At 62.7% G+C, this 25,303-nt stretch carries 20 protein-coding genes and 1 pseudogene; 16 read left to right on the top strand and 5 right to left on the bottom strand.

The features are described 5' to 3' along the window. Position 1: 1 nt before the first annotated feature. The 4 genes from WJU18_RS26960 to WJU18_RS26945 form a co-directional block, all read right to left on the bottom strand. Positions 2 to 1,099 carry a glycosyltransferase gene (locus WJU18_RS26960; protein ID WP_423457064.1) on the bottom strand — a complete coding sequence of 366 codons (1,098 nt, stop codon included), beginning with the start codon at positions 1,097 to 1,099 and terminating at the stop codon, positions 2 to 4. Further along, a complete protein-coding gene (locus WJU18_RS26955) occupies positions 1,096 to 3,099 on the bottom strand; it encodes a glycosyltransferase family 2 protein (RefSeq protein WP_423457062.1) in 2,004 nt (667 codons plus the stop codon). Before WJU18_RS26955 ends, WJU18_RS26960 begins: the two co-directional genes overlap by 4 nt. A 9-nt stretch (positions 3,100 to 3,108) precedes the next feature. After that, a complete protein-coding gene (locus tag WJU18_RS26950) occupies positions 3,109 to 5,808 on the bottom strand; it encodes a methyltransferase domain-containing protein (protein WP_423457060.1) in 2,700 nt (899 codons plus the stop codon). A gap of 205 nt (positions 5,809 to 6,013) precedes the next feature. Next, positions 6,014 to 8,398, bottom strand: a complete 2,385-nt coding sequence (locus WJU18_RS26945) for a penicillin-binding protein 1A (RefSeq protein WP_423457058.1) — start codon at positions 8,396 to 8,398, stop codon at positions 6,014 to 6,016. A gap of 304 nt (positions 8,399 to 8,702) precedes the next feature. Between WJU18_RS26945 and WJU18_RS26940 the strand changes: the two genes are divergently transcribed. The 16 genes and pseudogenes from WJU18_RS26940 (at position 8,703) to WJU18_RS26865 (ending at position 24,727) form a co-directional block, all read left to right on the top strand. Continuing rightward, entirely contained in the window at positions 8,703 to 9,740 is a 1,038-nt protein-coding gene (locus WJU18_RS26940) for a pilus assembly protein PilM (RefSeq protein ID WP_423461109.1), read from the top strand. After that, a pseudogene (locus WJU18_RS26935) lies at positions 9,737 to 10,358 on the top strand (PilN domain-containing protein). The gene WJU18_RS26940 and the pseudogene WJU18_RS26935 overlap by 4 nt, the downstream one beginning before the upstream one ends. Positions 10,359 to 10,385: 27 nt before the next feature. After that, positions 10,386 to 11,048: a type 4a pilus biogenesis protein PilO gene (locus WJU18_RS26930; RefSeq protein ID WP_423457056.1), complete on the top strand. Its 663-nt coding sequence runs from the start codon at positions 10,386 to 10,388 to the stop codon at positions 11,046 to 11,048. A gap of 14 nt (positions 11,049 to 11,062) precedes the next feature. Further along, positions 11,063 to 11,608, top strand: a complete 546-nt coding sequence (locus WJU18_RS26925) for a pilus assembly protein PilP (protein WP_423461108.1) — start codon at positions 11,063 to 11,065, stop codon at positions 11,606 to 11,608. Positions 11,609 to 11,670: 62 nt separating this feature from the next. Then, positions 11,671 to 13,812: a type IV pilus secretin PilQ gene (gene pilQ / locus WJU18_RS26920; protein ID WP_423461107.1), complete on the top strand. Its 2,142-nt coding sequence runs from the start codon at positions 11,671 to 11,673 to the stop codon at positions 13,810 to 13,812. 29 nt (positions 13,813 to 13,841) lie between these two features. Then, complete coding sequence (locus WJU18_RS26915) at positions 13,842 to 15,212, top strand: hypothetical protein (protein WP_423457054.1); 1,371 nt, start codon at positions 13,842 to 13,844, stop codon at positions 15,210 to 15,212. A 69-nt stretch (positions 15,213 to 15,281) separates the two neighbouring features. Further along, the gene (locus tag WJU18_RS26910; RefSeq protein WP_423457052.1) at positions 15,282 to 15,815 is read left to right on the top strand and encodes a shikimate kinase; all 534 of its coding nucleotides are present in this window, start codon (positions 15,282 to 15,284) and stop codon (positions 15,813 to 15,815) included. An 88-nt stretch (positions 15,816 to 15,903) separates the two neighbouring features. Next, positions 15,904 to 17,016, top strand: a complete 1,113-nt coding sequence (aroB, locus tag WJU18_RS26905) for a 3-dehydroquinate synthase (protein WP_423457051.1) — start codon at positions 15,904 to 15,906, stop codon at positions 17,014 to 17,016. Between the two features lie 14 nt (positions 17,017 to 17,030). Continuing rightward, a complete protein-coding gene (locus WJU18_RS26900) occupies positions 17,031 to 18,188 on the top strand; it encodes a deoxyguanosinetriphosphate triphosphohydrolase (RefSeq protein ID WP_423457049.1) in 1,158 nt (385 codons plus the stop codon). A 147-nt stretch (positions 18,189 to 18,335) separates the two neighbouring features. After that, on the top strand, positions 18,336 to 19,580 hold the full coding sequence (locus WJU18_RS26895; protein WP_423457047.1) for a CynX/NimT family MFS transporter: 1,245 nt from the start codon (positions 18,336 to 18,338) through the stop codon (positions 19,578 to 19,580). Positions 19,581 to 19,657: 77 nt separating this feature from the next. After that, the gene (locus WJU18_RS26890; protein ID WP_423457045.1) at positions 19,658 to 20,212 is read left to right on the top strand and encodes a DUF1415 domain-containing protein; all 555 of its coding nucleotides are present in this window, start codon (positions 19,658 to 19,660) and stop codon (positions 20,210 to 20,212) included. Positions 20,213 to 20,414: 202 nt separating this feature from the next. Next, complete coding sequence (locus WJU18_RS26885; RefSeq protein WP_423461106.1) at positions 20,415 to 21,275, top strand: class I SAM-dependent methyltransferase; 861 nt, start codon at positions 20,415 to 20,417, stop codon at positions 21,273 to 21,275. A gap of 15 nt (positions 21,276 to 21,290) precedes the next feature. Then, complete coding sequence (locus WJU18_RS26880; protein ID WP_423457043.1) at positions 21,291 to 22,754, top strand: sensor histidine kinase; 1,464 nt, start codon at positions 21,291 to 21,293, stop codon at positions 22,752 to 22,754. After that, positions 22,751 to 23,392, top strand: a complete 642-nt coding sequence (locus WJU18_RS26875; protein WP_423457041.1) for a response regulator transcription factor — start codon at positions 22,751 to 22,753, stop codon at positions 23,390 to 23,392. Before WJU18_RS26880 ends, WJU18_RS26875 begins: the two co-directional genes overlap by 4 nt. 133 nt (positions 23,393 to 23,525) lie before the next feature. Next, positions 23,526 to 24,014 carry a GlcG/HbpS family heme-binding protein gene (locus WJU18_RS26870; protein WP_423457039.1) on the top strand — a complete coding sequence of 163 codons (489 nt, stop codon included), beginning with the start codon at positions 23,526 to 23,528 and terminating at the stop codon, positions 24,012 to 24,014. After that, the gene (locus tag WJU18_RS26865; protein WP_423457037.1) at positions 24,014 to 24,727 is read left to right on the top strand and encodes an ankyrin repeat domain-containing protein; all 714 of its coding nucleotides are present in this window, start codon (positions 24,014 to 24,016) and stop codon (positions 24,725 to 24,727) included. The genes WJU18_RS26870 and WJU18_RS26865 overlap by 1 nt, the downstream gene beginning before the upstream one ends. 94 nt (positions 24,728 to 24,821) lie before the next feature. Here the strand turns inward: WJU18_RS26865 and WJU18_RS26860 are convergent, their stop codons facing one another. Then, positions 24,822 to 25,181, bottom strand: coding sequence for a BON domain-containing protein (locus tag WJU18_RS26860; RefSeq protein ID WP_423457035.1), 360 nt, complete (start codon positions 25,179 to 25,181; stop codon positions 24,822 to 24,824). Positions 25,182 to 25,303 lie beyond the last annotated feature (122 nt).

Genomic DNA, 25,303 nt, shown 5'->3' with positions numbered 1-25,303 from the left:
TTCAGGGCGCGTTCTGAAATCGCCGGCGCCGCTCTACGCGCAGCACATGCGAAAGATAGCGGGCGCGATAGAAGCTGGGGCTGATACGGGCGAGCAGCCGATCGTCCAGGGCGATTCCTTGCGGATGAAAGCGCTTCCGTTCACGCCAGAACTCCGGCAAACGGGCAAAGGCATCTCTGTAGACGTGCCACAATAATCCCCAGCGGCCAAACAAGCCATGCCGCGCGATGGACAGCATATGTGCCAGGAGCAGCCATGCGCCGAATTGCAGGAGCACGCCCGCAGGAAGCAGTTTGGCGTGCATCCAGATGCTGTTGCGCAACCCATGATAGGTGACGAAGGCGTTGACGTTTCCTCCAGAGCTGGCTTGCCCTTCATGAAGCGCAAGCACTTCGTCGAGAAACGCGGTCTGATAGCCGCTGAGCACCGCACGCAGCACAAGGTCCGTGTCTTCGCAGTAGCAGAAGTACCGTGTGTCAAAGTAGTAGCCGGAGACCCGGTGCAAGTCTTCCAGCATGCCGCGCTTGAGCAGGCAGCATCCGCCGGAAGGTCCCAGGAGCTTGTCGGCCACGGTGTGGCGGTCTGCGGGCATGAGGCTGCGATACAGGGAAATTCCCAGCGTATCGACTTCATCAGGGGACGCCAATTTGTGCATGCGCGCGCCCACCATGCCGGTGGCCGCCGCAGTCTGCATGGCACAGGCTTGCATGGCGGAGACCATATTGGGCATCGCTACGGCATCGCTGTTCAGGAGCAGGATGTGCGCGCATCGGGCGTCTTCCAGTGCCAGATCAACGAGCAGATTGCATCCGGCGGCAAAGCCCAGGTTTTGCTCTGAGCGATAGAGTTGAAGCTCAGTAGCCGTGGACGGCATGGCTTGAAGCCGGGAGAGCAAATGCGCAAGATCGTCCGCGCACGAACCGTTGTCCAGCACCAGGATGCGTTGAGGCTGCATCGAACCGCGTTGAACGGATTCGATGCAACGCAGGGTCAGGGAGGCAGTATTGAAATTGACAATCAGCAGCCCTGCATTGCTGGCCACCGAATGATCGGGCGGGACAGTGGCGGATAACGCAAGCAGGCGCTGAAGGCGGCTCATAGCGATGCTTTCGCCCAAGGGGTCGCGGCGTAGGGCGCCGTACGGAAAACGCAAGCCACTCCATCAGGCGCCGTTCCCGCGGCATGGTCTGTGCCGCCGCGTGGTGGCGAGGCCAATTCGAAATGCGGCCGCTCCCAGCTCAGGTTGGGGTTGTAGTGCGCGTCTTCCGTGATTCGACCCCATTGTCTCGACCAGAGCCCGGCATCCTCGATCGCTTCCGGCACCTGGCCGCCAGCGTGCCAGCGTTCGTCATGCGCGCTGCGAGGAAGCTTCACGTTGACATCCGGCGTCCACAGCGTTCGATGGCCTTGAGCGCTTAGGCGGAGGCACAGATCCGCGACTGCATAGCGCATGGTTTTCCATCCGGGGGCCAGGCCTCCCACGGAATCGAACAGCGAATGCCGAACGGCGATACAGGCCGCCGAAACGGCATGGAAACTCTGATTCAGCGCCGAGCGTCCAAAGTACCCTTTGTATTGCGGGGCTTGTCCATAGTGGCCCGACGCCAAGGCACCTGCGCCGTTCACGAACAAACCCGCCTGTATCAGCGTTCCGTTGTGATCCCATAGCCTGGCGCCGGCTACGCCCACCCCCGCGCGCATGGCATGTGTGGCTAGTTGCGCCAGCCATTCGGGATGCCGAGGCTGCGCCCCACCGAGCAGAAGAACCAATTGCTCTCCTGCGGCGCTTTGCGCGGCTGCATTCACTCGGCTGGCAATGGTCAAACCATGCCGGCTGCCGAAATACCGGTTGCCCGACGCCGACAGCTGGGCGGCGAGCCGTGACTCTTCAGTTACGGTCAGGGACGGACATAGCACCCACAGAAACTCCAGGATGGGGTGATCCGTGGCTTCTCGCAAATGCGCTGCCATGGAGACGGGATGGACTGCCGCTTCTGTTCGCAGATAGACCAAGATGGAGATGCGCTGGGGACCCTCCATTGGCGCGGGCAGGTATTGGTAACCATACCCTGCATACCGGATGGCGCCTTTTTGACTCAAACGCGCCAGATGCGCGTTGAGGGCCAACTCCCCGGCGGCGGCGGCGTAGGGCTTGGCCGCCATGTTTTGAGCCGTGCTATTGCCATGAAGGCGCCAGTGATAAAGCACCCTTGGGATATGGACGATCTGCTCCGCCCGCAACTGCTCGACGCAGCGCAGGGCCAGGTCGTAGTCCTGTGAACCTTCCAGTCCTTCACGGAACCGCCCCACTGTCTCGACCAGAGCGCGGCGGAATACCCCGAGGTGCGACACCATGTTCTGCGAGAGAAACAAGTCGTAGTTGAACGCCGGCTTGAAATAGGGCGCTGACCGCCGGCCCTTTTCATCGATCTTGTCTTCGTCTGAATAGATGAGCCCGGCATTCGGATGCGCCAACGCCGCACGAGCCACCCAATACAACGCCTGGGGAGGTAGCAGATCGTCGTGATCCAGCAGGGCGACGAATTCCCCGCCAGCCATTTCAAGGGCGGTATTGGAGGCTGCGCAGATATGGCCATTTTTCTCGCGGAAGGCCAGCTTGATTCGAGGCTCCTGCCGAGCCAGGCTCTGCAGCAGGGTGCGCACGCCAGCGTGGGTGGACGCATCATCCGCAATGCACAGTTCCCAATCGGGATAGGCCTGTGCCCGTACCGATTGCACGGCTTGCTCCAACCATTCGAGCCTCGGGTTGAAAACCGGCATCAGCACGGAAATCAATGGCCGGCGCGACCATGTCTGCATGTCCGACACGAGGGCGCGCCGTTGCAAGGGATCCAGGCTGTCATGGCGGTGATACCAACTGCGATAGTCATTGATGCTGGTGCTTTGCGGTCCGGTGGCTGCGGAGTTCCGTACCAGGCGGATGCGCCACGCGTACCCCTGCCAGCCTTCCGTGATCCACAGGTGCGACAGCAGCCACAGTGTCCGGCGGAAGCCTCCGCCCAACTGGATGGCGCGCTTGATTTCGGAGAGGCGCCTCCATGAGGATCCCGATGGGGAGCGGCTCTTGTTCGCGCTCATGACGCTTGGTCAATCACCAACGGGATAGGTTTGCGCCCGCGCAATCCGGTCGGCATCTGTTCCGGGCCAGCGTATCGAATTTTCTGGAAGATCGGTCTTCTTGGATGCCAACACATAGGCCGTGAGGTAGCCGTCAAAAACAGGCATCTCGATGGATGAATACTGGGTGCTCCGCATGCCAACAGGCGGATGCATGCGCGCGGGGCTGTCCAGGCCGGCCTCCAGCACTTCAAACCCGGTGGCAGGTCCGAACAAAGTCCGAAGTCCCACATCGGAAAATCGCCAGAAATCGTTGGGGGCGGCGTGCAAAGGCCAGGAGTGAGGTGCATGGTGCATGGTCAATCCGCCCGGGCGCAGCATGCGATTGATTTCAGCCGCGACGACCCAGGGCGCCTCCAGGTGTTCCATGACATAGGCGGAGATCACCGCATCGACGGAACCTGGTGCGAAATGCTGGCTCAGCGCATGGGCATCGGCCACCAGGTCCACCCCCGGCCCGGGATGGATGTCGACGCGTACCACGCGGCATTCGGGCCGGAGGCAATCTGCCCACGTGTCGGGGTGATCTGGCCCCATGCGTCCTCCCACCACGACCACCGTGCCCCCGCGGCGCTTCATCGTGTCGCGGAAGGCCTCCATACACTGCGCCGACGCCGTGGGCTGGGTCTCTTCGGACTGTCGCAGATGAGGGGGTACCCGCAAACCAACCTTCAATGGGAGGGGCAAGCCCACGTCCACATGCAGCTCTACCGGATGAAACGGGGGACATGGCAGGTAGGCGGAAAATCCTCCGTCGCCGCTGCGCGGATACTGCGGATAAAACTTCACCACGTCGGGGCGGGGATGCAGGACCGCGCGCTCCGTGCGGCCCGCGCACGCCAGATGCACCGTGCGGATTTCGTGGTCGCCCGCGTGAACCCATCCCCGGACGAAGACGCCATGCAGATCACACCACAGCTGGTCCACGAAATGCACCAGCGTGGAGGCTTGTGGAGACATCAGCCGCTCATGCGTTTGCCGCTCGTCCAGATCCTCGCGGATCCGGTTCAGCTTGGCTTGCCGTAGCGGGGCCGGGTGCCGCTCCGCGTGAAGGCTGAGCACCAAGTAGGCCTCCTGCGCTTTTGCCAGTGATTGGTGAGCGTGCAGGGCTGAATGAAAGCGCGCAATCCAGACATCGAAAACCAGATCGAAATCCTCTGGCGGGCAGTGATCCCATACCCCTTCTGACAGGGCTTGAATGAGACCATCCCAGCGAAGAGGGTGCTGCTCCAGAATTTCCAGGATGCGTGCGAGCAGCGAGTAATTGGCGCGCGCGTTGGCTTCGAGCATCAGCCGTGCCGACGCTCGCGCGAAGAAGCGGATATGCGGCAAGTCTTGGCCCATGGCTTGCCAATGGCTGAAGGCCTGTTCTTCATGGCCCAGGCTGAAAGCGGCCAGGGCCAGTTCCATGCGGGCGGGCTCCAGCAGCGAGGTCGATTCAATGAAGGACGACGGCGAGATCCGTGCTTCATGCTGCATCAGCCGAAGCGCATGCCGTAAACCCTCTTCGGCCACGGCTACCCGCCCCTCCAGGCGCGCCAGCATCGCCAGGTGGTAGGAGAGCGCCCCGAAAAAGCTGGGCATTTGAGTGACATAGCTCTTGAAATCAGTCAGGGACAGGGCCCGCGTGATCGCGGCAGGGCTTGGCAAGCCGTTGCTATCCAGCCAGGCAGCCAGAGGGCTGGCTTGGTCTCGCCATGCGCGGGCAGCTTCGAGGTCGTTGCTGTTCACCAGGGCCTTGAGCAGGCGATAGGCGTGGCCCGACAGAATGGATGGCGGGACATCCTGCTCCCGGCGGCTGCGGCCCGGTTCGTTGAATGCCGCCTTCAAATACCCAATGTAAGCCTCACCCCACGGCTCGGGATAGGCGGGAGGACGCCGCCTCCGTGCCAGAGCGGATTCTGTGCCTGCGCTGGCAACCAAGTGCCCGCCGCGGCTGACGACCTCCACGGACTCAAAGCCCGCGCGAAGCAGCACGTCGCGCAGCATGGCGCCTGTGAATAAGTGGCGGTGCTCGCCAGGAAACAGCCTGGAACACACCTCCGATGGAAGCTCCTGTGGTGTGATCGAAGCCGAGTCAGGGGTGCTGAACACCGCTACGCTGAATTCATCCGCCATGGCTGCACGCATGTGGGCGGCGAAGCCGACGGGATCGTCCAGGTGTTCGATGACCTCGCAAGCCAGCAGCAGGTCAAATCGGCGGGTGTTCCGTGACAGCCAAGCCTGATCCAGGGGCCGGGGCAGCAGCGTGCCGCGCAAATTCGTGGTCATCGGCATGGGGTTGGGCTCAAATCCCCAGGCCGGTACGCCCAGCGCCTGCTCCACGAAATCCAGGGAGTAGCCCAATCCGCAGCCCACGTCGGCAAACGCGTGCAACTGCATCGGCAGGTTTTCCATGACCATCTGCGCGATCGGCTCCACTCCGGTGCCGATCTCCGCGTAGAACTTCACCAGTTCCGGCCCGAACCCTCCCGCATAGGCGTTGACGCGCACGTCAGAGAAGAGACAGGCACATTTCTGACACTGCCAGAACGGTACCCATTCATCTTGTTTCTGAAGGTGCCGGGTGCGAACCCATTCAGCGCTTTCGGGGTGTTGGCACAACGGGCAGGCCGGCCCGGGAGAGCCGTGACCGAACTCGACAAAGGAAGCGGTGGACACGGCAGGCATGAGTTATTTCCCGGTCGGAGACAGGCAAGCAGGCTGTAGAGGCTGGTACAAACAGCCCTTCGTGCATGTGCTGCCAATGCGCGCTTTTGATACCGCGCTTTTGATTACGCTACTGCAACTAAAAATTACATTTACAGCTGCTTTAGTGTAATTTAGTCTTCATATGGTGACAACCGGTTTCCGGGGATGATCCGTATGGCGCAGACTAGTTCTTGAACAGATCCAGAATCCGGTTGCGTTCCTCCGAGGGGGCTGCCGTTTCGGGCGAGGTCTCTGCAGGTTCCGCAAGGCCGGCACCGCCCAGGTGGCTGATGCCGCCGCCACGGGCATATTCTTCGTAGTACCAGTCACTGCCCACATTCACCACGCCTTCCGGCGGTGTCAACTGCGCCACCGGCACGCCCTTGAGCGCAGTCTGCATGAAGTTGATCCAGATCGGCAGCGAGAGGCCACCGCCGGTTTCCCGGGCACCCAGGTTGCGCGGCGTGTCGTAGCCCATCCAGACCACGGCGGCCAGGGTAGGCTGGTAGCCGGCGAACCAGGCGTCCATGGAATCGTTGGTGGTGCCGGTCTTGCCGAACAGATCAGGGCGCTTGAGAGTGGCTTGTGCCTTGGCGGCCGTCCCGCTGCGTGCCACTTCCTGCAGCATCGTATTCATGATGAACGCATTGCGAGCGTTGATGGCGCGGTTGGCCTCAGAGGGCTCGGGCGGTTTGCTGTCGACCAGGATTTTGCCGGTATGGTCGGTCACACGGGTGATCAGGAACGGATTGACCCGGAAGCCGCCGTTGGCGAACACGCCGAAGGCGGAAGCCAGTTGCATGGGGGTGACCGATCCGGCACCCAGCGCCATCGTGAGATAGGCCGGATTGCGCGCAGCATCAAAGCCGAAGCGGCTGATCCAGTCCTGGGCATATTGCGGAGTGATGGACTGCAGCACGCGAATGGAGATCATGTTGCGTGAACGCGCCAGTCCGCGCTTCATGCTCATGGGGCCTTCGAAGCCGCCTTCGTAGTTCTTCGGCTCCCAGGGCTGGCCGCCCGTCACGCTGCTGTCGAAGAACAAGGGCGTGTCGTTGATGATCGTCGAGGGGGAGAAGCCTTTTTCGAGCGAAGCCGAGTACACGAAAGGCTTGAAGCTCGAACCAGGCTGGCGCCAGGCCTGGGTCACGTGGTTGAACTTGTTCTTGTCGTAATCAAAACCGCCTACCAGCGCCTTGACGGCGCCGTTGCGCGGATCCAGCGCTACCAGCGCGCCTTCCACCTCGGGCAGCTGTGCAATATCCCAGTTGCCCTTGGCGTTCTTGACGATCCGGATCACGGCGCCCGGGCGGATGCGGATGGCGGGCGCAGCCTTGGGCGACAAGCCGCCCTGAGCCGAGCGGAGCCCTTCACCGGTAATCTCCACTTTCTCACCGCCCTGCCGCAGGGCTTCCACCTTGCGTGTGTCGGCCTGGGTAACCACGGCGGCCAGCAGATTGCCGGTGTCGGGGTGGTTGACCAGGGTGTCGTCCACCGTATCTTCGATCTCGGCCGGATCTTTGGGCAATTCTATGAATTTCTCGGGGCCGCGATAGGCCTTGCGGCGGTCGAAATCCAGGATGCCGCGGCGCAGCGCATCATAGGCGGCGTTCTGGTCGGCGGCGTTGATGGAGGTGTAGACGTTCAGGCCGCGGCTGTAGGTCTGGTCGCCATACTGCGCAAACATGAGTTGGCGCACCATCTCTGCCACGTACTCGGCGTGGACGCGTGTGCCTTCACGCGGCGGCCGGATGCGCAGTTCTTCCTTCTTGGCGGCGGCAGCCTGTTCTTCAGTGATGAAGCCGTTTTCCTGCATGCGCTCGAGGATATAGAGCTGGCGCGTGCGGGCGCGGGTAGGGTTGCTGATGGGATTGTTGGCCGAGGGGGCCTGAGGCAGGCCGGCCAGCATGGCGGCCTCGGCGATGGAAATGTCTTTCAGGGGCTTGCCGAAATAGGCTTCGGATGCGGCCGCGAACCCGTAGGAGCGGTTGCCCAGGTAGATCTGGTTCATGTAGATCTCCAGGATCTGGTCCTTCGTGAGCATGTGCTCGAGCTTGAAGGTCAGCAGAATCTCGTAGATCTTGCGGGTGTAGGTCTTTTCGGAGGAAAGGTAGACATTACGTGCTACCTGCATGGTGATGGTGGACGCACCCTGGCTCTTCAGGCGGCCCAGGTTGGCGATCGCGGCGCGCGCCACGCCGACATAGTCGACACCATTGTGTTGGTAGAAGCGGGCATCCTCGATGGCCAGCACCGCATCCTTCATGACCTGCGGGATGCTGCCGATGGGGGTGAGGTTGCGGCGCTCCTCGCCGTACTCCCCGATCAGCGAGCCCTCGGCGGTGTACACCCGCAGTGGAAGCTTGGGGCGGTAGTTCGATAGTTCCGACACATCCGGCAGATTCGGGTAGGCGATGGCCAGGGCCATCAGTCCGGCCATCACGCCACACGCGGCCAGGGCGAGCAGAGAGCCAAATACCCATGCCAGGGCCTTGGCGATCCACGTCAGCCAACCTGGCCGGGTGGCGGTTCGCTTGGGCTTAGAAGTGCCTGAGTTTTCAGTGGGCATACGCTGGGGGTGGTGGTGGTTAGTAGGCGCTTTCGCGCCTGAGTTTGACTTTTCGCAGGGTTTTACCTGAAGCCTGGGCGTCTGACTGGGGTAAGAACCAGAAGATAATCAAAAGTGTTTCATCGTTAGTTTTTGACAACGAGTGAAACAAGATTTTTCATGGCTCTTTCTGATTTCCTTTACCCCGCAAAGATCTTGCTGCTAGCATGCAAGTGAAACATTAAGTTTGACGCTTTCTGCGATTAAAAAGTAACCGGGTGCCGTCTTGACTATTGCCTCGATATTCAGCCGCAAACCCGCGCCGATGATTGGCCTGGACATCAGTTCGTCAAGTGCGAAGCTGGTGGAACTGGGCCAGGATCGCTCCGCCAACCTCTCGCTCGAGCGCTGCGCCATCGAGCCGCTGGGGCGTGGCTGGATCAGCGACGGCAATATTGAGAAGTTCGATGAGGTCGTAGACGCGCTGCGCCGGCTTATCAACAAAAGTGGAACCAAAGCAAAGCACGTGGCCATGGCCCTGCCTGCCTCGGTAGTCATCAGCAAGAAGATCATTTTACCAAGCGGCTTGAGCGAGCGCGAGATGGAGATCCAGGTCGAATCGGAGGCCAATCAATACATCCCGTTTTCACTCGATGAAGTGAGCCTCGATTTCTGTGTGGCCGGCCCCAGTGCGGCATCGGTGGGCGATGTCGATGTGGTGATTGCCGCCTCGCGCAGGGAGAAGGTGGAAGACCGTCAGGGCCTGGCCGAAGCGGTTGGGATGACGCCGATGGTGGTCGATGTCGAATCCTATGCCTCGCGCCTGGCCGCGAGCCGCGTGATCGAGCGCCTGCCGGGCGGCGGCACGGATGCCGTGATCGCCCTGCTGGAGATCGGGGCGGCCAGTTCCACGCTGCAGGCCCTTAGCAATGATGAGCTGCTCTACGAGCGGGATCAGGTCTTTGGCGGGGCACAACTGACCCACATGCTGGTGCGGCAGTACGGTTTCACGCTGGAAGAGGCCGAGGCCAAGAAGCGGGCGGGGGAGTTGCCCGATGACTATGGTACGACCGTGCTTCAGCCTTTCGTCGAGTCGCTGGCTCTGGAAGTGGAGCGGGCGCTGAAGTTCTTCTTCACCAGCACGCCACACCACCGGGTCGACTACATCCTGCTGGCTGGCGGAACAGCCGGGCTCCCGGGGCTGACAGAGGCGGTCACCAGGCACACCACGTTCCCTTGCCAGGTGATCAACCCCTTCGAAGGCATGGAAATCGGCCGCGCCGTGCGCGAGAAAAAGATGTTGCGCGAGGCGCCTTCCTATCTCACGGCGTGCGGGTTGGCCATGCGGAGGTTCCTGCGGTGATCCTGATCAACCTGTTACCCCACCGGGAAATGGCGCGCAAGCGTGGGCGCCAGCGTTTCAATGCGTCGGTGCTGGCGGCGATCGCGGGGGGCTCTGGTGGCGGGCGCAGTGTACCTCTGGTATCAGGGAGCCATTTCCAACCAGCAAGAGCGCAACGCGTTCCTGCAGGCCGAAATCAAGAAGTTGGACCTTGAGATCAAGGAAATTGCATCTCTGCAGGACGAAATCGCCGCCCTGAAGGCCAGGCAGCAGGCCGTGGAAGATCTGCAGGCTGACCGCAATCTTCCGGTGCACCTGCTGAACGAAGCCGTGCGCCAGTTGCCCGACGGGATTTACCTGAAATCCATCAAGCAGGACAACCGCAACGTTCTCTTGGGAGGCGTGGCGCAATCCAACGAGCGCGTTTCGGCGCTGCTGCGCAACCTCTCGAACCGCAGCGACTGGGTGACCAAGCCCGAACTGATCGAAATCGTGGCCAGCCGGCTGGCCTTGTCGCCGCGGGAGCAGCGCCGTGTGTACGACTTTGTAGTGCGTGTTCAGTTGCAGCGTGCCAGTGATGCGCAGGCTGCGTCGGCGCCTGGTCCCGCGGCCAAGCCCGCTAAACCTGCCAAGCCCTGACCGGTATCACCACCAGCGACGAAACTTATGGATATTTCAGGTTCACTGCAGGCGGTTGGCGATCAGTTTCGCGGGCTGGATACCCGTGATCCGTCGTCTTGGCCCGCGGGTCCCCGCTATGCTCTGCTGACGGGGGTGGTTGCCCTGGTGCTTGTGCTGCTCTGGTTTCTGTGGCTGAAAGGCGCGGACGAAGAACTTCAGGCCGAGCAAGCCAAAGAAGTGACGCTGCGCGCTGACTACAGGAACAAGCTCCAGAAGGCCGTCAGTCTGGAAGAGTTGAAAAAGCAGCGTGCCCAGGTCATGCAATACGTGACCTTGCTGGAGAAGCAACTGCCCAGCAAAGCTGAAATGGATGCGTTGCTTTCTGATATCAACCAGGCCGGTGTGGGGCGCAGCCTGCAGTTCGAGTTGTTCCGCCCTGGTCAGGTGATTGTCAGGGACTACTACGCGGAGTTGCCCATCGCAGTGAGGGTGTCGGGCAATTACCATGACATCGGCGCCTTCACTTCCGATATCGCCCATCTCTCGCGCATCGTCACGCTCAACAACCTCAAGGTTTCCCCGACCAGCGACAAGGACAAATCTGGCACTCTGATGCTGGAGGCCACCGCCAAGACCTTCCGCTACCTCGACGCCGAGGAAGTGGCCGCGCAGCGCGCCGCCACCAAAAAGGGAGGGAAGAAAAAGTGACCGGCCGCACGCCCATGGCCCTGTTCCTCAAGGCCCTGTGGACGGCGATGGCCGTCCTGCCGGTGCTCGGCTGCTCGTCTTCGAACGACGAGGATCTGCGCCAATGGATGACCGAGCAGCGCCGTCATATGGTGCCCAAGGTGTCCCCCATCAGCGAACCCAAGCGGTATCAGCCGCTTGACTACACCGAAACCGCTGCGATGGATCCCTTCAGTGTCCAGAGGCTGACCCAGGCCTTGCGGCGTGATTCGGATTCGCCCAGTTCGAGCGCCGCCCTGGTGGCGCCTGAACTCAACCGGCGCAAGGAAGCACTGGAGAGCTATCCGCTGGATGCCATGGCCATGGTGGGAAGCCTCCAGCGGGGCGGCCAGCACGTGGCTTTGGTCAAAGTGGACAACCTCCTGTACCAGGTGCGGGTAGGTAACTATCTTGGACAGAATTTTGGAAAAGTGACCAAGATTGTCGAGGGAGAAGTCACTTTGCGTGAAATTGTGCAGGACGCGGCGGGGGAGTGGATCGAGCGAAGCGCTGCGCTGCAACTGCAGGAGAAAGCAAAATGAGAATATGGTGGCGTTGCAGCGATTGGGCTGGAGGCGTCCTGGGCCGCTCCGCGCTAGGCTTGATGGCCATGATCCTGGGGTTAGGGCTTCCGGGAAGCGTGCTGGCGCAGGCTGCCAGCATCGAGTCTGTCACGGGATCGATCCAGGCAGGCGCAGAAGTCGTGCGCATTGAGCTATCGCAATCGCTGCCGGCCGTTCCGGAGGGCTTTGTGGTTCAGTCGCCCGCGCGTATCGCGCTGGATTTCCAGGGCGTGGCCAACGGCCTGGGCAAGAATCAGGTGCAACTCAACCAAGGGAATGTGCGCGCGGTCAATGTGGTGGAGGCCGGTGGCCGTACCCGTGTGGTGCTCAATCTGAACCGCGCGACCAACTACCGGGCCGAGTTGCAGGGCCGCGCTCTCCTGGTCATGCTCGACCCTGTGGCGGCACAAGCGCCTGCGGCGGCCCCTGCGCCCATGTTCGCCGAAAGCCGTGCCGATGCCGACATGCTGCCGCTGCGAGATATTGATTTCAGGCGTGGTGTGGAAAGCGCCGGCCGCGTCATCGTCGATCTGGCAAGCAACCAGGTGGGAGTCGATATTCGCCAGCAAGGGCCCAGCCTCGTGGTCGAGTTTCTGAAGACCAGTCTGCCGCAGGGCTTGAACCGCCGCCTGGACGTAAGCGATTTCGGCACACCGGTGCAGACCATCACGACCACCCAGATAGGTGACCGTGTCCGCATGGTGATCGAGCCGAGGGGGCAGTGGGAGCACAGTGCCTATCAGAGCGATTCGCAACTGGTGGTGGAAGTCCGCCAGCAGAAGGTCAATCCGGACAAGCTCACCAAGGGCACGGGTTACAGCGGCGAGAAGCTCTCGTTGAATTTCCAGAATATCGAGGTGCGTTCGCTCCTGCAGGTGATCGCGGATTTCACCAATTTCAACATCGTCACGTCTGATTCCGTACAGGGCAGCCTGACCTTGCGCTTGAACGACGTGCCCTGGGATCAGGCGCTCGACATCATCCTGCAGGCCAAGGGCCTGGGAATGAAGCGCAGCGGCAACGTGCTGCAGATCGCGCCCAAGGAGGAACTCGCCGCCAAGGAAAAGGCTGAGCTTGAAGCGTTGGCGGCGGTGCAGAACCTGGAGCCTCTGCGCACGCAGTCCTTCCAGCTCAATTACACCAAGGCGGTGGATATTGCCCGCCAATTGATGGGCACCGGTATCGCGGGGATGCCCGGTGGGGCCAGCAATACCGCTGCCGCGCGCATCCTGAGCGCGCGCGGCAGCGTGATCGCGGAGCCGCGCACCAACCAGATTTTTGTGTCCGACATTCCCACCAAGCTGGCGCAGGTGCAGGAGATGATCTCCAAGCTGGACATCGCCGTGCGGCAGGTGCTGATCGAGGCACGCATCGTGGAGGCTTCCGACAGCTTCGGCCGTTCGCTCGGTGTGCGGCTAGGGGGTGCCGACCTGCGCGGCGTGAACGGCGGCGACGCCGGCTATGGGCTTGGCAACGGCAACAGGATCGCTTTCGGCGGCTCCTACAACGCGGCTGTCGGCACCACGGTGCCGGGCCAGTCGAACTTGTTGACCTACAACACCTCTGGCACCAACGTCGGTAGTACCAACTTCCTCAATCTGCCGGCTCAGGGTTTTAACGGCTACACCGCGCCCAGCCTGGCGCTCTCGCTGTTCAACTCAGCTGCCAACCGCTTCCTGAATCTCGAGATCTCCGCCATGGAGGCCGATGGCAAGGGCAAGATTGTTTCCAGCCCGCGGGTGGTCACCGCCGACCAGACCAAGGCCACCATTGAACAGGGTACGGAGTTTGCTTACCAGCAGGCCACATCGAGCGGCGCCACTGCCGTGGCCTTCCGCAAGGCGGTGCTGAGCCTGGAGGTCACGCCCCAGATCACGCCCGAAGGCAATGTCATTCTGGATCTCGTGGTCAACAACGACAGCCCCGGCACCGTGGTGGCCAACGCCATGTCGATCAATACCAAGAAGGTTCAGACGCAGGTTCTGGTCGAAAATGGCGGCACGGTGGTCATCGGCGGGATTTTCACGATGAACGAGGACGAGGCCGTGAACAAGGTGCCGCTGCTGGGTGATATTCCGGTGCTTGGCAACCTGTTCAAGAACAAGACAAAGAGCTCCAAGAAGCAGGAGATGCTTGTGTTCATCACCCCCAAGATCATTACTGATCGCAGCGCGATGCGCTGAGAACGAATTTTTTCAAGAGGTCGAGGAAAATGCGTAGATTCTTTTTGGGGTTTCTGGCCCTCCTGGTTGCCCTGGGGGTGGCTTCCTGTGGCGGTGGCGGTGGCCACGACGGCACGACAGGTAACAACAACAGCTTGAGGATGTCGCCGCTGCTGAGCAATGTCAGCCTGCCGGTGGGTTATTTCTCTGAGGTGGCCAAGATATCCCAAGGCGTCAAGCCCTACTATGTGCTTTCTTCCGATGCTTCGGTGAGCGCCTGGCTGCTCGATGACGACACTTTGGTCGTCAGCGGCAATGCGGCCGGCACCTCCACGGTCGCCGTGCAGGACTCAAGTATCAATCAAACCTCGCTTTCGCTGACTGTCACGGTCAAAGGCAAGGCGCTCGGCAACTCCATCGGCAATACTCTGACGCTGGCTGCGGGCGAGTCTCGTACCTTCACCATCACGGGCGGTATGGCGCCCTATACGATTTCGAGCAACAACAACTCCGTGGCCACGGTGACCGATCCAGTCAATGGCGTCGTCACGGTGACGGGCCATCTCAAGGGAACCGCCACACTGCTGATCACCGATGACTCGGGCGCCACGCAGCAGATGACGGTGACGGTCGCAGGGGCTGATTTCAGCGTCAGCCCTAGCACCGGTACTGGCAAAGTGGGTACCGAGATGTTCTTCTCCATCATCGGCGGCGCGGCACCCTATACGGTGAGTTCGACGGTTCCGTCAGTGGCTTCCGTGGCCATCACTGGTACGTCGGTGCGCGTGGTGTATCTGGCTGAGGGTAAGACGACGCTGACATTCAAGGATGCCACAGGCCAGAGTTTCGTGGTGGACCTGACTGCGACAGTAGAGGCACCCCCGGTGCTCAGCCTCAGCCCCAGTTCCGGCACGGGCCAAGCGGGCAGCAGCCTGGTGTTTACGATCGTCGGCGGTACCGGGCCCTTTGCGGCATCTTCGTCCAACCCATCGGCCGCGACGGCGAGCGCCAGCGGTACGTCTGTGAATGTGTCCTTGCGTGCCGCTGGCACCAGTACGATCACGGTGGTCGACGCGAAAGGCCAGAGCAGTAGCGCTGGGGTGACGGTCACTGCAGCGCCTACCACGCCTGCCCTGACCGTGACACCATCTACCCAGACCGTGCAGGAAAACAGCACGGCACTGGTCAACTACCAGATTTCTGGCGGTGTCGCGCCTTACTCAGCCGCCGTGGCTTCCGGTGATGCAACCATTGCCAGCGCCTCCGTGGCGGGCACTACGCTCATCGTCAACGTGGGCAGCAGCGGAAACCGTTGTGTCACTGCCGATAACCGGATCGTTCCCATCGAAGTCTCTGACAGCAGCGGCAAGAGCGCGACGGTTGTCGAGATCATTCAGGGCGGGGCAGCGACTTGCCCTTGACACCGCTTTGAGTTCGGTCATGAGGCCTGGCAGGCAGTTTGTGCTTGGGCTGAGGTATCCTGCGGTGGCATGACGGAACACTACGCACTTGTCGGGATGCCCGGCTGTGGCAAATCCACAGTCGGGCGGCAGCTTGCCAAACGGTTGGGGGTGCCGTTCTTCGACACTGACTCCGTTATCGAGGAGCGCATCGGCGGATCGATCCGGGATTTTTTCGAAACACAGGGCGAAGCCGCCTTTCGTGATCTTGAAGAGCAGACCATCGACGATCTCACGCAGCGTGGCGCCATGGTGCTGGCCACCGGTGGCGGTGCGGTACTGAGACAGTCCAATCGCGAGCATTTGAAATCGCGCGGCACTGTGATCTATCTGCGTACCTCACCGGAGCAACTGGCGCGCCGGCTGCGCAACGATACCAAGCGCCCGCTGCTGCAGGTGGCCGATCCTCTCAAACGGCTGCAAGCGCTCTACGCCGAACGTGATCCGCTTTACCGCAAGGCGGCGCACTTCGTGGTGGAAGCGCGCGGCCCGTCCGTGACCATGCTCATCAATCGCATCATCATGCAGATCGAGATGGCGGCTCCAAGCGGTGAATCCAGATAGTCGCAAGGATTGCCAGGCAATCCCGCAGGCTTCATGTCGCAACAGGATGGACAACTCTGATCCCCGGTGCCGACTACACTGACGGCCTATGCAAGGCATTTCATTCGCGCAACAAGTTTCCATTGACCTCGGCGAGCGCAGCTATCCCATTCTGATTGGCGCCGGCTTGCTGGACGACCCGGCTGCTTTCGAGGGTTCTTCGGCTGGCACGTACGCGCTCATTGTGAGCAATACCACCGTGGCGCCGTTGTATGCAGAGCGCCTGGCCCGTGTGCTGGCGCGCCGGCACGCCAAGGTGCGCACGCTGGCGCTGCCCGATGGCGAGCAATTCAAGACCTGGGAAACCCTGAACAGCATCTTTGATGAGCTGCTGGCCAACGGAGCCGACCGCAAGACCACGCTGTACGCACTGGGCGGTGGCGTGGTGGGCGACATGACGGGATTTGCCTCCGCATGCTACATGCGTGGCGTTCATTTTGTGCAGGTGCCTACTACCTTGCTGGCCCAGGTGGATTCGTCCGTGGGCGGCAAGACCGGTATCAATCACCCGCTCGGCAAGAACATGATCGGCGCCTTCTACCAGCCGCAGCGCGTGGTGTGCGATCTGGACGTGCTCAAGACCCTGCCGCCACGAGAGCTTTCGGCGGGCCTCGCGGAAGTGATCAAGTATGGGCCCATTGCCGATATGGAGTTTCTCGACTGGGTCGAGAGCCATATGGACGCCTTGCGCGCCTGCGAGACCGACGCCTTGGCCCATGCGGTCAAGCGCAGCTGCCAGATCAAGGCGAGCGTGGTGGGTGCGGACGAACGTGAGGCGGGCTTGCGCGCCATCCTGAATTTTGGCCATACCTTTGGCCATGCCATAGAGGCGGGCATGGGATATGGCACTTGGCTCCACGGTGAAGCGGTGGGAGCCGGCATGGTGATGGCGGCCGAGCTGTCGCGCGAGCTGGGCCTGGTGGATGCGGCGTTCGTACAGCGCGTGACGGCTTTGATCCGCCGCGCCGGCCTGCCTACACGTGGAGCGACGATCGACGAAGCGGACAACGCCGGCCGTTATTTGCAACTGATGCGTGTCGACAAGAAGGCCGAGGGGGGCGAAATCCGCTTCGTGGTGATTGACGGCCCCGGGCGTGCCGCGGTGCGTAGTGCGCCCGACGCCTTGGTGCGCGCCGTGATCGACCGCTGCTGCGCTGCCTGATCGCTTCTCTGTCAGTGACCAGCCGCTCCCTCCTTCCTGCGCCCTACGCCAGCGAGCCTGAGCGTTCGCGCGGCCGGCGCTACCCCCAGGCGCAGGCGCCCACGCGCAGCGAATACCAGCGTGATCGCGACCGCATCGTGCATTCCACGGCGTTTCGCAGATTGGTCTACAAGACGCAGGTGTTTTTGAATCATGAAGGGGATCTGTTTCGCACCCGCCTCACGCACTCGCTGGAAGTGGCGCAATTGGGGCGCTCCATTGCGCGCTCGCTGCGGCTGAATGAAGACCTGGTCGAGGCCATTGCGCTGGCGCATGACCTTGGCCACACGCCATTTGGCCACGCAGGGCAGGATGCGCTCAACGATTGCATGGCGGCGCATGGCGGCTTCGAGCACAACCTGCAGAGCTTGCGGGTGGTCGATCAGCTGGAGCTGCGCTATCCGGCGCATGACGGCTTGAACCTGACCTTTGAAACGCGCGAGGGCGTACTCAAGCACTGCTCCCCGGCCAATGCGCGCAAGCTGGAGGCAGCCGAGCCCGATGGTGTGGCGCGGCGCTTTCTTGACGGCACGCAGCCCAGCCTGGAGGCGCAGCTGTGCAACCTGGCCGACGAGATTGCCTACAACGCGCACGATATCGATGATGGCGTACGCTCTGGCCTGCTCACACTGGAGCAGGTGGCCGCCGTGCCCCTGTTTGCCCGCTACCATGCCGAAACACTGGTCGAATACCCCGCGCTGCGGGGGCGGCGGGTGCTCTTCGAGGGCATCCGCCGCATGCTTAGCGCGCAGGTGTACGACGTGATCGCCGCCACGCAGTCCGCCATCGATGCCGCGCAACCCGGTAGTGCAGACGATGCCCGCCGCGCCGGCCCCCTGGTGCGCTTTGGCAGCGAAATGCGCGCGCAATCCGCCGAGCTCAAGCGCTTTCTGTTTGCCAACCTCTATCGCCACCCTCAGGTGGTCGAAACCACCACGCAGGCCAAGCACGTGGTGCGCGAGCTGTTCTCCGCCTATCTGGCGCAACCTGGCGAGTTGCGCGCCGAATTCGCCCAGCGTCCTGACCGTGAGCGCGCCATTGCGGACTACATCGCCGGCATGACCGATCGTTTTGCCATGCGCGAACACGAGCGTTTGACTGGCAAGAAGGTGCTGAATGAAATGCCCCCCTGAGTCGCTTACGCGCCTTCCCCCCAGGGGGACGCACCCAGCGGCCTGGCAAAGCCAGCTCCGCGGGTGCCTGCGTATGGCCTGCTCCGCGCCCTTTCGAGTTTTTGCGTTTCACGCGGGGCGGGTTGCGCCGCCCTATGGGTTGCCGTCATGACGGGGCAGTTTGCTTCTGGAAAGCGCGGACGGTTGAATCCTGCGTGGATTGTTCTTCTTGCTGGCGTCAGTGCCGCATTGCACATCGGCAAGTTGCCGCCTGCGCTGCCGTTGTTGCAGCGTGATCTGGGTATTACGCTGGTGCAGTCGGGCTTTCTGTTGTCGCTGGTGCAATTGGCTTCCGTGATGCTCGGCATCGTGGCGGGCCTGGCGGCAGATGGGATCGGCCTGCGGCGCTGCATGCTCATGGGGCTGTGGCTGCTGTGCGGCGCCGGCCTCGCGGGAGGCTGGGCCCGTGATGCGGAAACACTGTTGGCGTTGCGTGCCCTGGAAGGCATGGGCTTCCTGCTCACCACGATACCGGCGCCCAGCCTGGTGCGCCGCATCGTGGCGCCAGGGCAACTGACGAGAATGATGGGCTTCTGGGGCGCTTTCATGCCCTTTGGCACTGCCATGGCGCTGTTGCTTGGGCCGCTGGTGATGGGGCATACAGGCTGGGCCGGATGGTGGTGGCTTACGGCCAGTTTTTCGGCGGTGATGGCTTTGTGGGTGCAGGCACGTTTGCCGCCGGATGAACGAGCACCGGCGCAGGCATCGGTCTCCCCTGGTACTACCGGCTGGACCGCACGGCTGGCCCAGACTTTGCAGTCTGGCGGGCCGTGGCTGATGGCGCTCACGTTTGCGACCTATTCAGCCCAGTGGCTGGCGGTGATTGGTTTTTTGCCTTCGCTCTACGCCCAATCAGGCTGGACGGGCGTGCTGGGTGCCGTGTTGACTGCGCTGGTGGCCGCTGTGAACATCATTGGCAATGTCGCCGCCGGGCGGCTGCTGCATCGCGGCGTACCGGCGCGGGCGCTGCTGTGGACAGGCTTTGCCGTCATGGGGGTAGGTGCTTTCCTGGCGTTCTCCTCGTTCACGGATGGCTTGCCGGTGATACGCTACTCGGGCGCGCTGCTGTTTTCCTCGGTCGGCGGGTTGATTCCGGGAACTCTGTTCGGGTTGGCCTCCACGCTGGCACCGAGTGAACGTACCATCTCCACCACGGTCGGCTGGATGATGCAATGGTCCGCAGCCGGACAGTTGGCGGGGCCGCCGCTGGTGGCCTGGGTCGCCAGCCGTATGGGGAACTGGCAATGGACCTGGGCCGTCACTGGAAGTGGCTGTGTGGCCGGAATGTTGCTGGCTGCGATGATCGCCCGCCGTCTGGCAGCGATGGCCCGCTCCGGACACAATGCGGTATAGCGAATGATGAACGCCATTTCCCTGTAAGGGCGGCTCCAGCAGGGGGCGCCCCGCCGGGCATAAAGGCAGACCACGACATGAATCCTGAAGAAATTGCGATAGCCGATACCCGCCGCTGGCTCGAGCGCGCAGTGATCGGCCTCAACCTGTGTCCCTTCGCCAAGGCGCCGCACGTCAAGGGCCAAATCCACTATGCCGTATGCGGCGCCACTGGCCGCAAGGCCCTTTTGCAGGCGCTGCGGGCCGAGTTGCAGGCGTTGACCGCTGCTGACTCGGCGGAGCGTGAAACCACACTGTTGGTCATGCCGCAGGCATTCGCCGATTTCCTGGATTTCAATGACTTCCTGGACGAGGCGGAAGGCGAACTGACAGAGCTTGATTTGGAGGGCGTGATCCAGATCGCGTCTTTCCACCCCCGCTTTCAATTCGCCGGTACTGACGAGGACGACATCACCAATGCGACCAACCGCGCACCGTATCCCACGTTGCATCTGCTGCGTGAAGACAGCATCGACCGCGCGGTAGAAGCCTTTCCCGAAGCCGAGATGATCTATGAGGCGAACATGGCCACGCTGGAGAAGCTGGGTGACGCCGGCTGGCAGGCCTTGGAGGTCGGACCTACTCTTGGTTAGAGAGGATGTTGCAAAAAGCCCTTCCGTCATTCCCGCGCAGGCGGGAATCCAGTGCCACCTCATCACCGCCGCCTGGATTCCCGCCTGCGCGGGAATGACGGGAGTTATGTTCAGGACTTTTGCGACACACTCAAAAGCCTATAGCCACTCCTATAAAGACAGAGGCACTATCCTATTTATCCATGATCCGCGCTGAAAAAAAATCTCTCGCTCTCCACCGAACTCACAGCCGCCCCCTGAACTGAGGCCCGGCCAGTCAGTGGCCTTGCTGCAGGAGCTGCACATCCTTACCCGCGAGGGCAAGCTCAACCAGGATTCGCGCCGCAAGCTCAAGCAGGTCGATCACCTGTTCCAATTCATCGAGAAGCTGTTGGGCGAGCTGAAACCCCTGGCGGATGAGCTGACCCTGGCTGACCACGGCGCGGGCAAGTCCTACCTGGGATTCATCGTCTACGACCTCTACTTCAAGGCGCTGGGCAGCGGGCATATCTACGGTATCGAAACACGGGCGGAACTGGTGGAGCGCTCGCGGCAACTGGCGGAACGCCTTGGCTTCGGGCGTATGCATTTCCTGGCCATGTCCGCAGCGGAATCGGCCAGCGCCACCGGCGTGCCGGCCCGCATTGACGTGGTGACCGCACTGCACGCTTGCGATACCGCTACCGACGAAGCCATCGCTTTCGGCCTTGCCAAGCAAGCGCAGGCCATGGTGCTGGTTCCCTGCTGCCAGGCTGAAGTGGCTGCCTGCCTGCGCCAATCCAAAGCACTGCAACTGGCGCGCACGCCATTGGCCGAGTTGTGGCGACACCCGTTGCACACCCGCGAAATGGGGAGCCAGCTCACGAACGTGCTGCGCTGCCTGTACCTGGAATCACAGGGCTACCAGGTCACCGTCACCGAGCTGGTGGGTTGGGAGCACAGCATGAAGAACGAACTGATCATCGCCCGCTGGACGGGGCACAAGAAGCGCAGCGCGGCTGAGCGCCTGCGCACCTTGCTTGAGGAATTCGGGCTCGGTGAGTTGCTGGCTACGCGCTTTCCGGCGTTGGCTTCAGAGAAATAAGCCAGAATCGCGGGCATGAAGCCTAGCGCGCGCCGTCTCTCCTGGCTGCTGGCCTGGCTGGTGTGTGCTGGCGCTGGTGGTGGTTGGCTGGCGATGAACCGGCTGGCTGAGTTGCGTGCAGATTTCGATACGGACGCCCGCATCGCGCATCGCGTTTTGAGCCAGCGCATGGTGCAGCATGATGCCGTTGTGGCCACGCTGGCCTTGCTGCAGCCAGCCAATGGGCGCGGCGAACCCGAGCGGCTTTCGGCGCTTTATCCGCAGATCATCGAAGTGTTGCAACGGCCGGCAGAGGGCGCTTGGCCGCCCTCCGCTGCGGCCGCGCTTGAGGCCGCCGAGGCAGTGTCGCGCCGTGAGAAGCGTGCAGCCCTGGCCAGCGAAGACCTGTCGACGGGCCGGTATTGGCTGGTGTTGGCTTCATACCCTCTCAGCCATGCGCTGCGGTTCGACCTGCATGCGGCAGTCCCGTGGAGTGAGTGGCCCATGGACCCTGCTACCAGTCCGGTGCGTGCTGTCCTCCATCATGCGGGGCAGAGCTTCGTGATCCAGCCGGGGCGTTTCAGCCCAGGCGCGTTACCAAGCTGGCGCTGGGTGGCGGCCAAGACGCTCGCGTCGGCCAGCCAGCCGCTGGAACTGGTGCTCGAACGCCCCGTCGATTGGCGTGAGCTGCCTTTAGCCGCCATGGCCGGTTGGGCGCTCGCGGCGGCGCTGTTGCTGGCCGGCCTTCGCATGCTATTGCAGCAGCGGGTGGCACGTCAGCGCGCGGAGGAGCTGCTGCGTCTGGGCCAGGTAGCTCGCCTGAACACCCTGGGTGAACTGGCGGCCGGTATGGCGCACGAACTGAACCAACCGCTCACAGCCCTGCTGGCCAATACGCAGGCTGCGCGGAGGCTGCTCGATGAGCAGCCGCCTGAAATCGCTACTGCCCGCGACGCCATGTCTCAAGCCGCCAGCCAGGCGCGGCGCGCTGCCGATGTGGTGGGCCGGCTGCGCCGGCTGGTGGAGCGGCCCGAATTGACCGCTCAGGCTCAACCCGTCGCCCTGAGCGCAGCCGTGCAGGAGGCACTGCACCTGCTCGAACCCGAATTGCAACGGCGCGGTATCGGGATGGACGTAGAGGGGGAACCGGATTTGCCCGCGGTGCGGGCGGAGCCTGTCGCGTTGCAGCAGATCATCCACAATCTGCTGATGAATGCCGTGCAGGCCATGGAAGAGGTCCCTTCCGCCCGGCGCCGGTTGCATTTGCGCTGGCAGCGCCAAGGCGGGCAGGCCGTGCTTTCCGTGCGTGATGAAGGGCAGGGCATCTCTCCGGAGGCGCGGACCCGCGTGTTCGAGCCCTTCTTCACCACGCGCAGTGGTGGTCTCGGGCTGGGCCTCAGCCTCTCCCACAGCCTGGCTGAGGCCATGGGCGGCAGCTTGTCATTGGCGCCAGCGGACGGCTCCGGCGCCGAGTTCCGCCTGTTGCTTCCTCTTGCATGACTGCCACCGCCTCCTCTCTTTCCCCTTTGATCCACCTGGTGGACGATGATGCTGCCGTGCGCGACAGCCTGGCCCTGCTGATCGGAACGGTGGGCCTGCGCGTGGAAACCTGGGCTGATCCGCAAACCTTCCTGGCGGGCTTTGAGCGTGGCAGCATCGGAGCCATCGTGCTGGATGTGCGCATGCCCGGCACCAGCGGGCTGGCTGTGCTTGATCAGTTGGTGGCGCAAGGCGTGGATCAGCCCATTCTCATGCTGACCGGCCATGGCACGGTAGACATGTGCCGCCGCGCTTTCAAGGCCGGAGCCGCCGAGTTTCTGGAAAAACCCGTCGATGACGAAGTGCTCATCGAGGCTCTGCAATCGGCCGTACGCCAGCACGTGCGCACACGCGAGCGCCAGAATGCCGACCGCTCGGCGCAGGAGCGCTACGCCCAGCTTTCACCGCGTGAGCGCGAGGTGCTGGGCTTGATCACCAGCGGCCTGACCAACAAGGAGATCGGCCGCGCGCTGGATCTCTCGCCGCGCACTGTGGAGACCCATCGGGCCCATCTGTTCGCCAAGCTCGGCACGGATTCCCTGGCCCAGCTCATCCGGCGCTATGCGGCGCTGGTGGACGCCGATAGCGGCACTGCGTAGTTCTACGGAGGCCCGCGCGTAGCGGGCCGCATGGTGGCGCGGGGCGCGCTTTTCTACAGTACTCCCACGGCAACCGAATCCGTGAAGCGTTCCGGATCACGCCGCTCGTGAACCCCTTACATCTGGAGAAAACATGCACCGAATCCTCGCCATCGCCCTTGTCAGCTTGTCCGCCGGTGCCGTTCAGGCGGCCGACGCCGTTCGCACGGAAAAGAACATGTCTCTGGCCTTGGCCAACGAAATCGCCGCGCAGACCGTGGCCACCTGCACAGTCAATGGCTACGCCGTGACCGCCACCGTGGTGGACCGCGCCGGCACCGTACGCGCGGTCCAGCGCGCTGACAACGCCGGCCCGCACACGCTGGAAGCCAGCCGCCTGAAGGCCTATACCTCCGCTTCGGCCAAGAACAGCACGAGCGCCATCATGGAAGGCTCACAGAAAAATCCGGCGGCGGCCAATCTGGGCCAGATTCCCGGCTATCTGCTGCTGGGCGGCGGTTTGCCGGTCAAAGTGGGCAACGAGGTCATCGGTGCCGTAGGCGTGGGTGGTGCGCCCGGCGGCCACCTGGATGAGCAATGCGCTCAGGCCGCGCTGACCAAGGTGGCGAGCCAGCTTCAGTGATGACCTGCCTCCACCGCCGATACCTGAGTGTGCTCGCTCTGGCGCTGGCGGGTGCATTGGGAGGCATGTTGACGCCCTCAGTCCGGGCGCAGGTGCCGCCGAGTACCTCCGAGCTGGCGGCCTACCAGGGCCTGCACGACGCGGCCGCTCGCGGCGACGTGGCTGCTGTGCAGCGCCTCTTGGCGGCGGGGGCGAACGTCAACGCCCGCGACGGCCATGGCCGCACTCCCTTTCATGTGGCGGCCTTTGCACGCCAGCGTGGCAGCCTGCGAGCGCTGGCGCAGGCCGGTGCGGACCTGGATGCGTTGGAAAATGACCGTTATGACGCCGTGACCATTGCCGCTGTAGCCGACGATGAAGTCACCTTGAGGCAGTTGCTTTCACTGGGAGCCAGTGCCCGCCAGGTCACCAGCCGCTACGACGGCACAGCGCTCATTGCGGCTGCTCACCTCGGCCATGACGGCGTTGTGCGACAGCTCATCGCTGCTGGCGCGCCGCTTGACCATGTGAACAACCTGCACTGGACGGCGGTCATCGAATCCATCGTGCTGGGAGACGGCGGTCCGCGGCATCAGGCGACTCTGCAGGCCCTGATCCAGGCGGGCGCTTATTTGCAGCGCGCTGACCGGCATGGCCGCACACCTTTGCAGCTCGCGCGGCAGAGAGGCTACACCGCCATGGAGCGCCTTCTGAAGCAGGCTGGCGCGCACTGAGCAACCGCTTGCTTTGTTTCTTCTCGTCGTACCGGCGAAGCCGGTACCCACGAAGGCACCTCAGCTACGGTGGACGGTGTTTGTGGCGAGGTTCTCAGTTCATCACCATGCTGTTGACCACGTTGCGGACGCCCCCTACATTGCGTGCGATCATCAGCGCCAGATCGCGCCCCGCCGTGCCATTGGCGGGCGAGCCGCTGATGATGACCGTGCCGTCGGACCGGCCTTCAACCCGCAGGCCCTGGGCGCCTACCCGAGGGTCCGCACGCAGGGCGGCCATCACACGCTGCTCCAGATTCTGAGCGTAGGAGGCCTTCGCGGCCTGGCTGTTGGACATGGAACCTCCCGGCTCGCTCCAGCCCCCGCCGCCAGCGCAGCCGGCGAGGATAGCTCCGGTGGCAAGCGCGCATGCGGTAAGGCTGGTGCGTACGATAGACGTGGCGTGTTGGGACATATTGACTCCTTCTCGGGTGATTCGGTAGTGAATGAGCATGATACCGACAGCGCCACTGGAGCATGTAGGCCAAATTTGTCACTTAGCGAAGCGCGGCGGCAGGCACTTCCGCGCGCGTCGTA

The sequence above is a fragment of the Ottowia sp. VDI28 genome, from assembly GCF_049532675.1.
Classification (GTDB): Bacteria; Pseudomonadota; Gammaproteobacteria; order Burkholderiales; family Burkholderiaceae_C; genus Ottowia.
The sequence above is the reverse complement of the archived record's forward strand: the minus strand, read 5'-3'. Positions and strand labels throughout refer to the sequence as shown.

Excerpts from the sequence above, each read along its gene's own strand:
- WJU18_RS26960 (WP_423457064.1), bottom strand. The coding sequence starts at position 1,099 with ATGAGCCGCCTTCAGCGCCTGCTTGCGTTATCCGCCACTGTCCCGCCC.
- WJU18_RS26955 (WP_423457062.1), bottom strand. The coding sequence starts at position 3,099 with ATGAGCGCGAACAAGAGCCGCTCCCCATCGGGATCCTCATGGAGGCGC.
- WJU18_RS26950 (WP_423457060.1), bottom strand. The coding sequence starts at position 5,808 with ATGCCTGCCGTGTCCACCGCTTCCTTTGTCGAGTTCGGTCACGGCTCT.
- WJU18_RS26945 (WP_423457058.1), bottom strand. The coding sequence starts at position 8,398 with ATGCCCACTGAAAACTCAGGCACTTCTAAGCCCAAGCGAACCGCCACC.
- WJU18_RS26940 (WP_423461109.1), top strand. The coding sequence starts at position 8,703 with ATGATTGGCCTGGACATCAGTTCGTCAAGTGCGAAGCTGGTGGAACTG.
- WJU18_RS26930 (WP_423457056.1), top strand. The coding sequence starts at position 10,386 with ATGGATATTTCAGGTTCACTGCAGGCGGTTGGCGATCAGTTTCGCGGG.
- WJU18_RS26925 (WP_423461108.1), top strand. The coding sequence starts at position 11,063 with ATGGCCCTGTTCCTCAAGGCCCTGTGGACGGCGATGGCCGTCCTGCCG.
- pilQ (WP_423461107.1), top strand. The coding sequence starts at position 11,671 with ATGGCCATGATCCTGGGGTTAGGGCTTCCGGGAAGCGTGCTGGCGCAG.
- WJU18_RS26915 (WP_423457054.1), top strand. The coding sequence starts at position 13,842 with ATGCGTAGATTCTTTTTGGGGTTTCTGGCCCTCCTGGTTGCCCTGGGG.
- WJU18_RS26910 (WP_423457052.1), top strand. The coding sequence starts at position 15,282 with ATGACGGAACACTACGCACTTGTCGGGATGCCCGGCTGTGGCAAATCC.
- aroB (WP_423457051.1), top strand. The coding sequence starts at position 15,904 with ATGCAAGGCATTTCATTCGCGCAACAAGTTTCCATTGACCTCGGCGAG.
- WJU18_RS26895 (WP_423457047.1), top strand. The coding sequence starts at position 18,336 with ATGACGGGGCAGTTTGCTTCTGGAAAGCGCGGACGGTTGAATCCTGCG.
- WJU18_RS26890 (WP_423457045.1), top strand. The coding sequence starts at position 19,658 with ATGAATCCTGAAGAAATTGCGATAGCCGATACCCGCCGCTGGCTCGAG.
- WJU18_RS26880 (WP_423457043.1), top strand. The coding sequence starts at position 21,291 with ATGAAGCCTAGCGCGCGCCGTCTCTCCTGGCTGCTGGCCTGGCTGGTG.
- WJU18_RS26875 (WP_423457041.1), top strand. The coding sequence starts at position 22,751 with ATGACTGCCACCGCCTCCTCTCTTTCCCCTTTGATCCACCTGGTGGAC.
- WJU18_RS26870 (WP_423457039.1), top strand. The coding sequence starts at position 23,526 with ATGCACCGAATCCTCGCCATCGCCCTTGTCAGCTTGTCCGCCGGTGCC.
- WJU18_RS26865 (WP_423457037.1), top strand. The coding sequence starts at position 24,014 with ATGACCTGCCTCCACCGCCGATACCTGAGTGTGCTCGCTCTGGCGCTG.
- WJU18_RS26860 (WP_423457035.1), bottom strand. The coding sequence starts at position 25,181 with ATGTCCCAACACGCCACGTCTATCGTACGCACCAGCCTTACCGCATGC.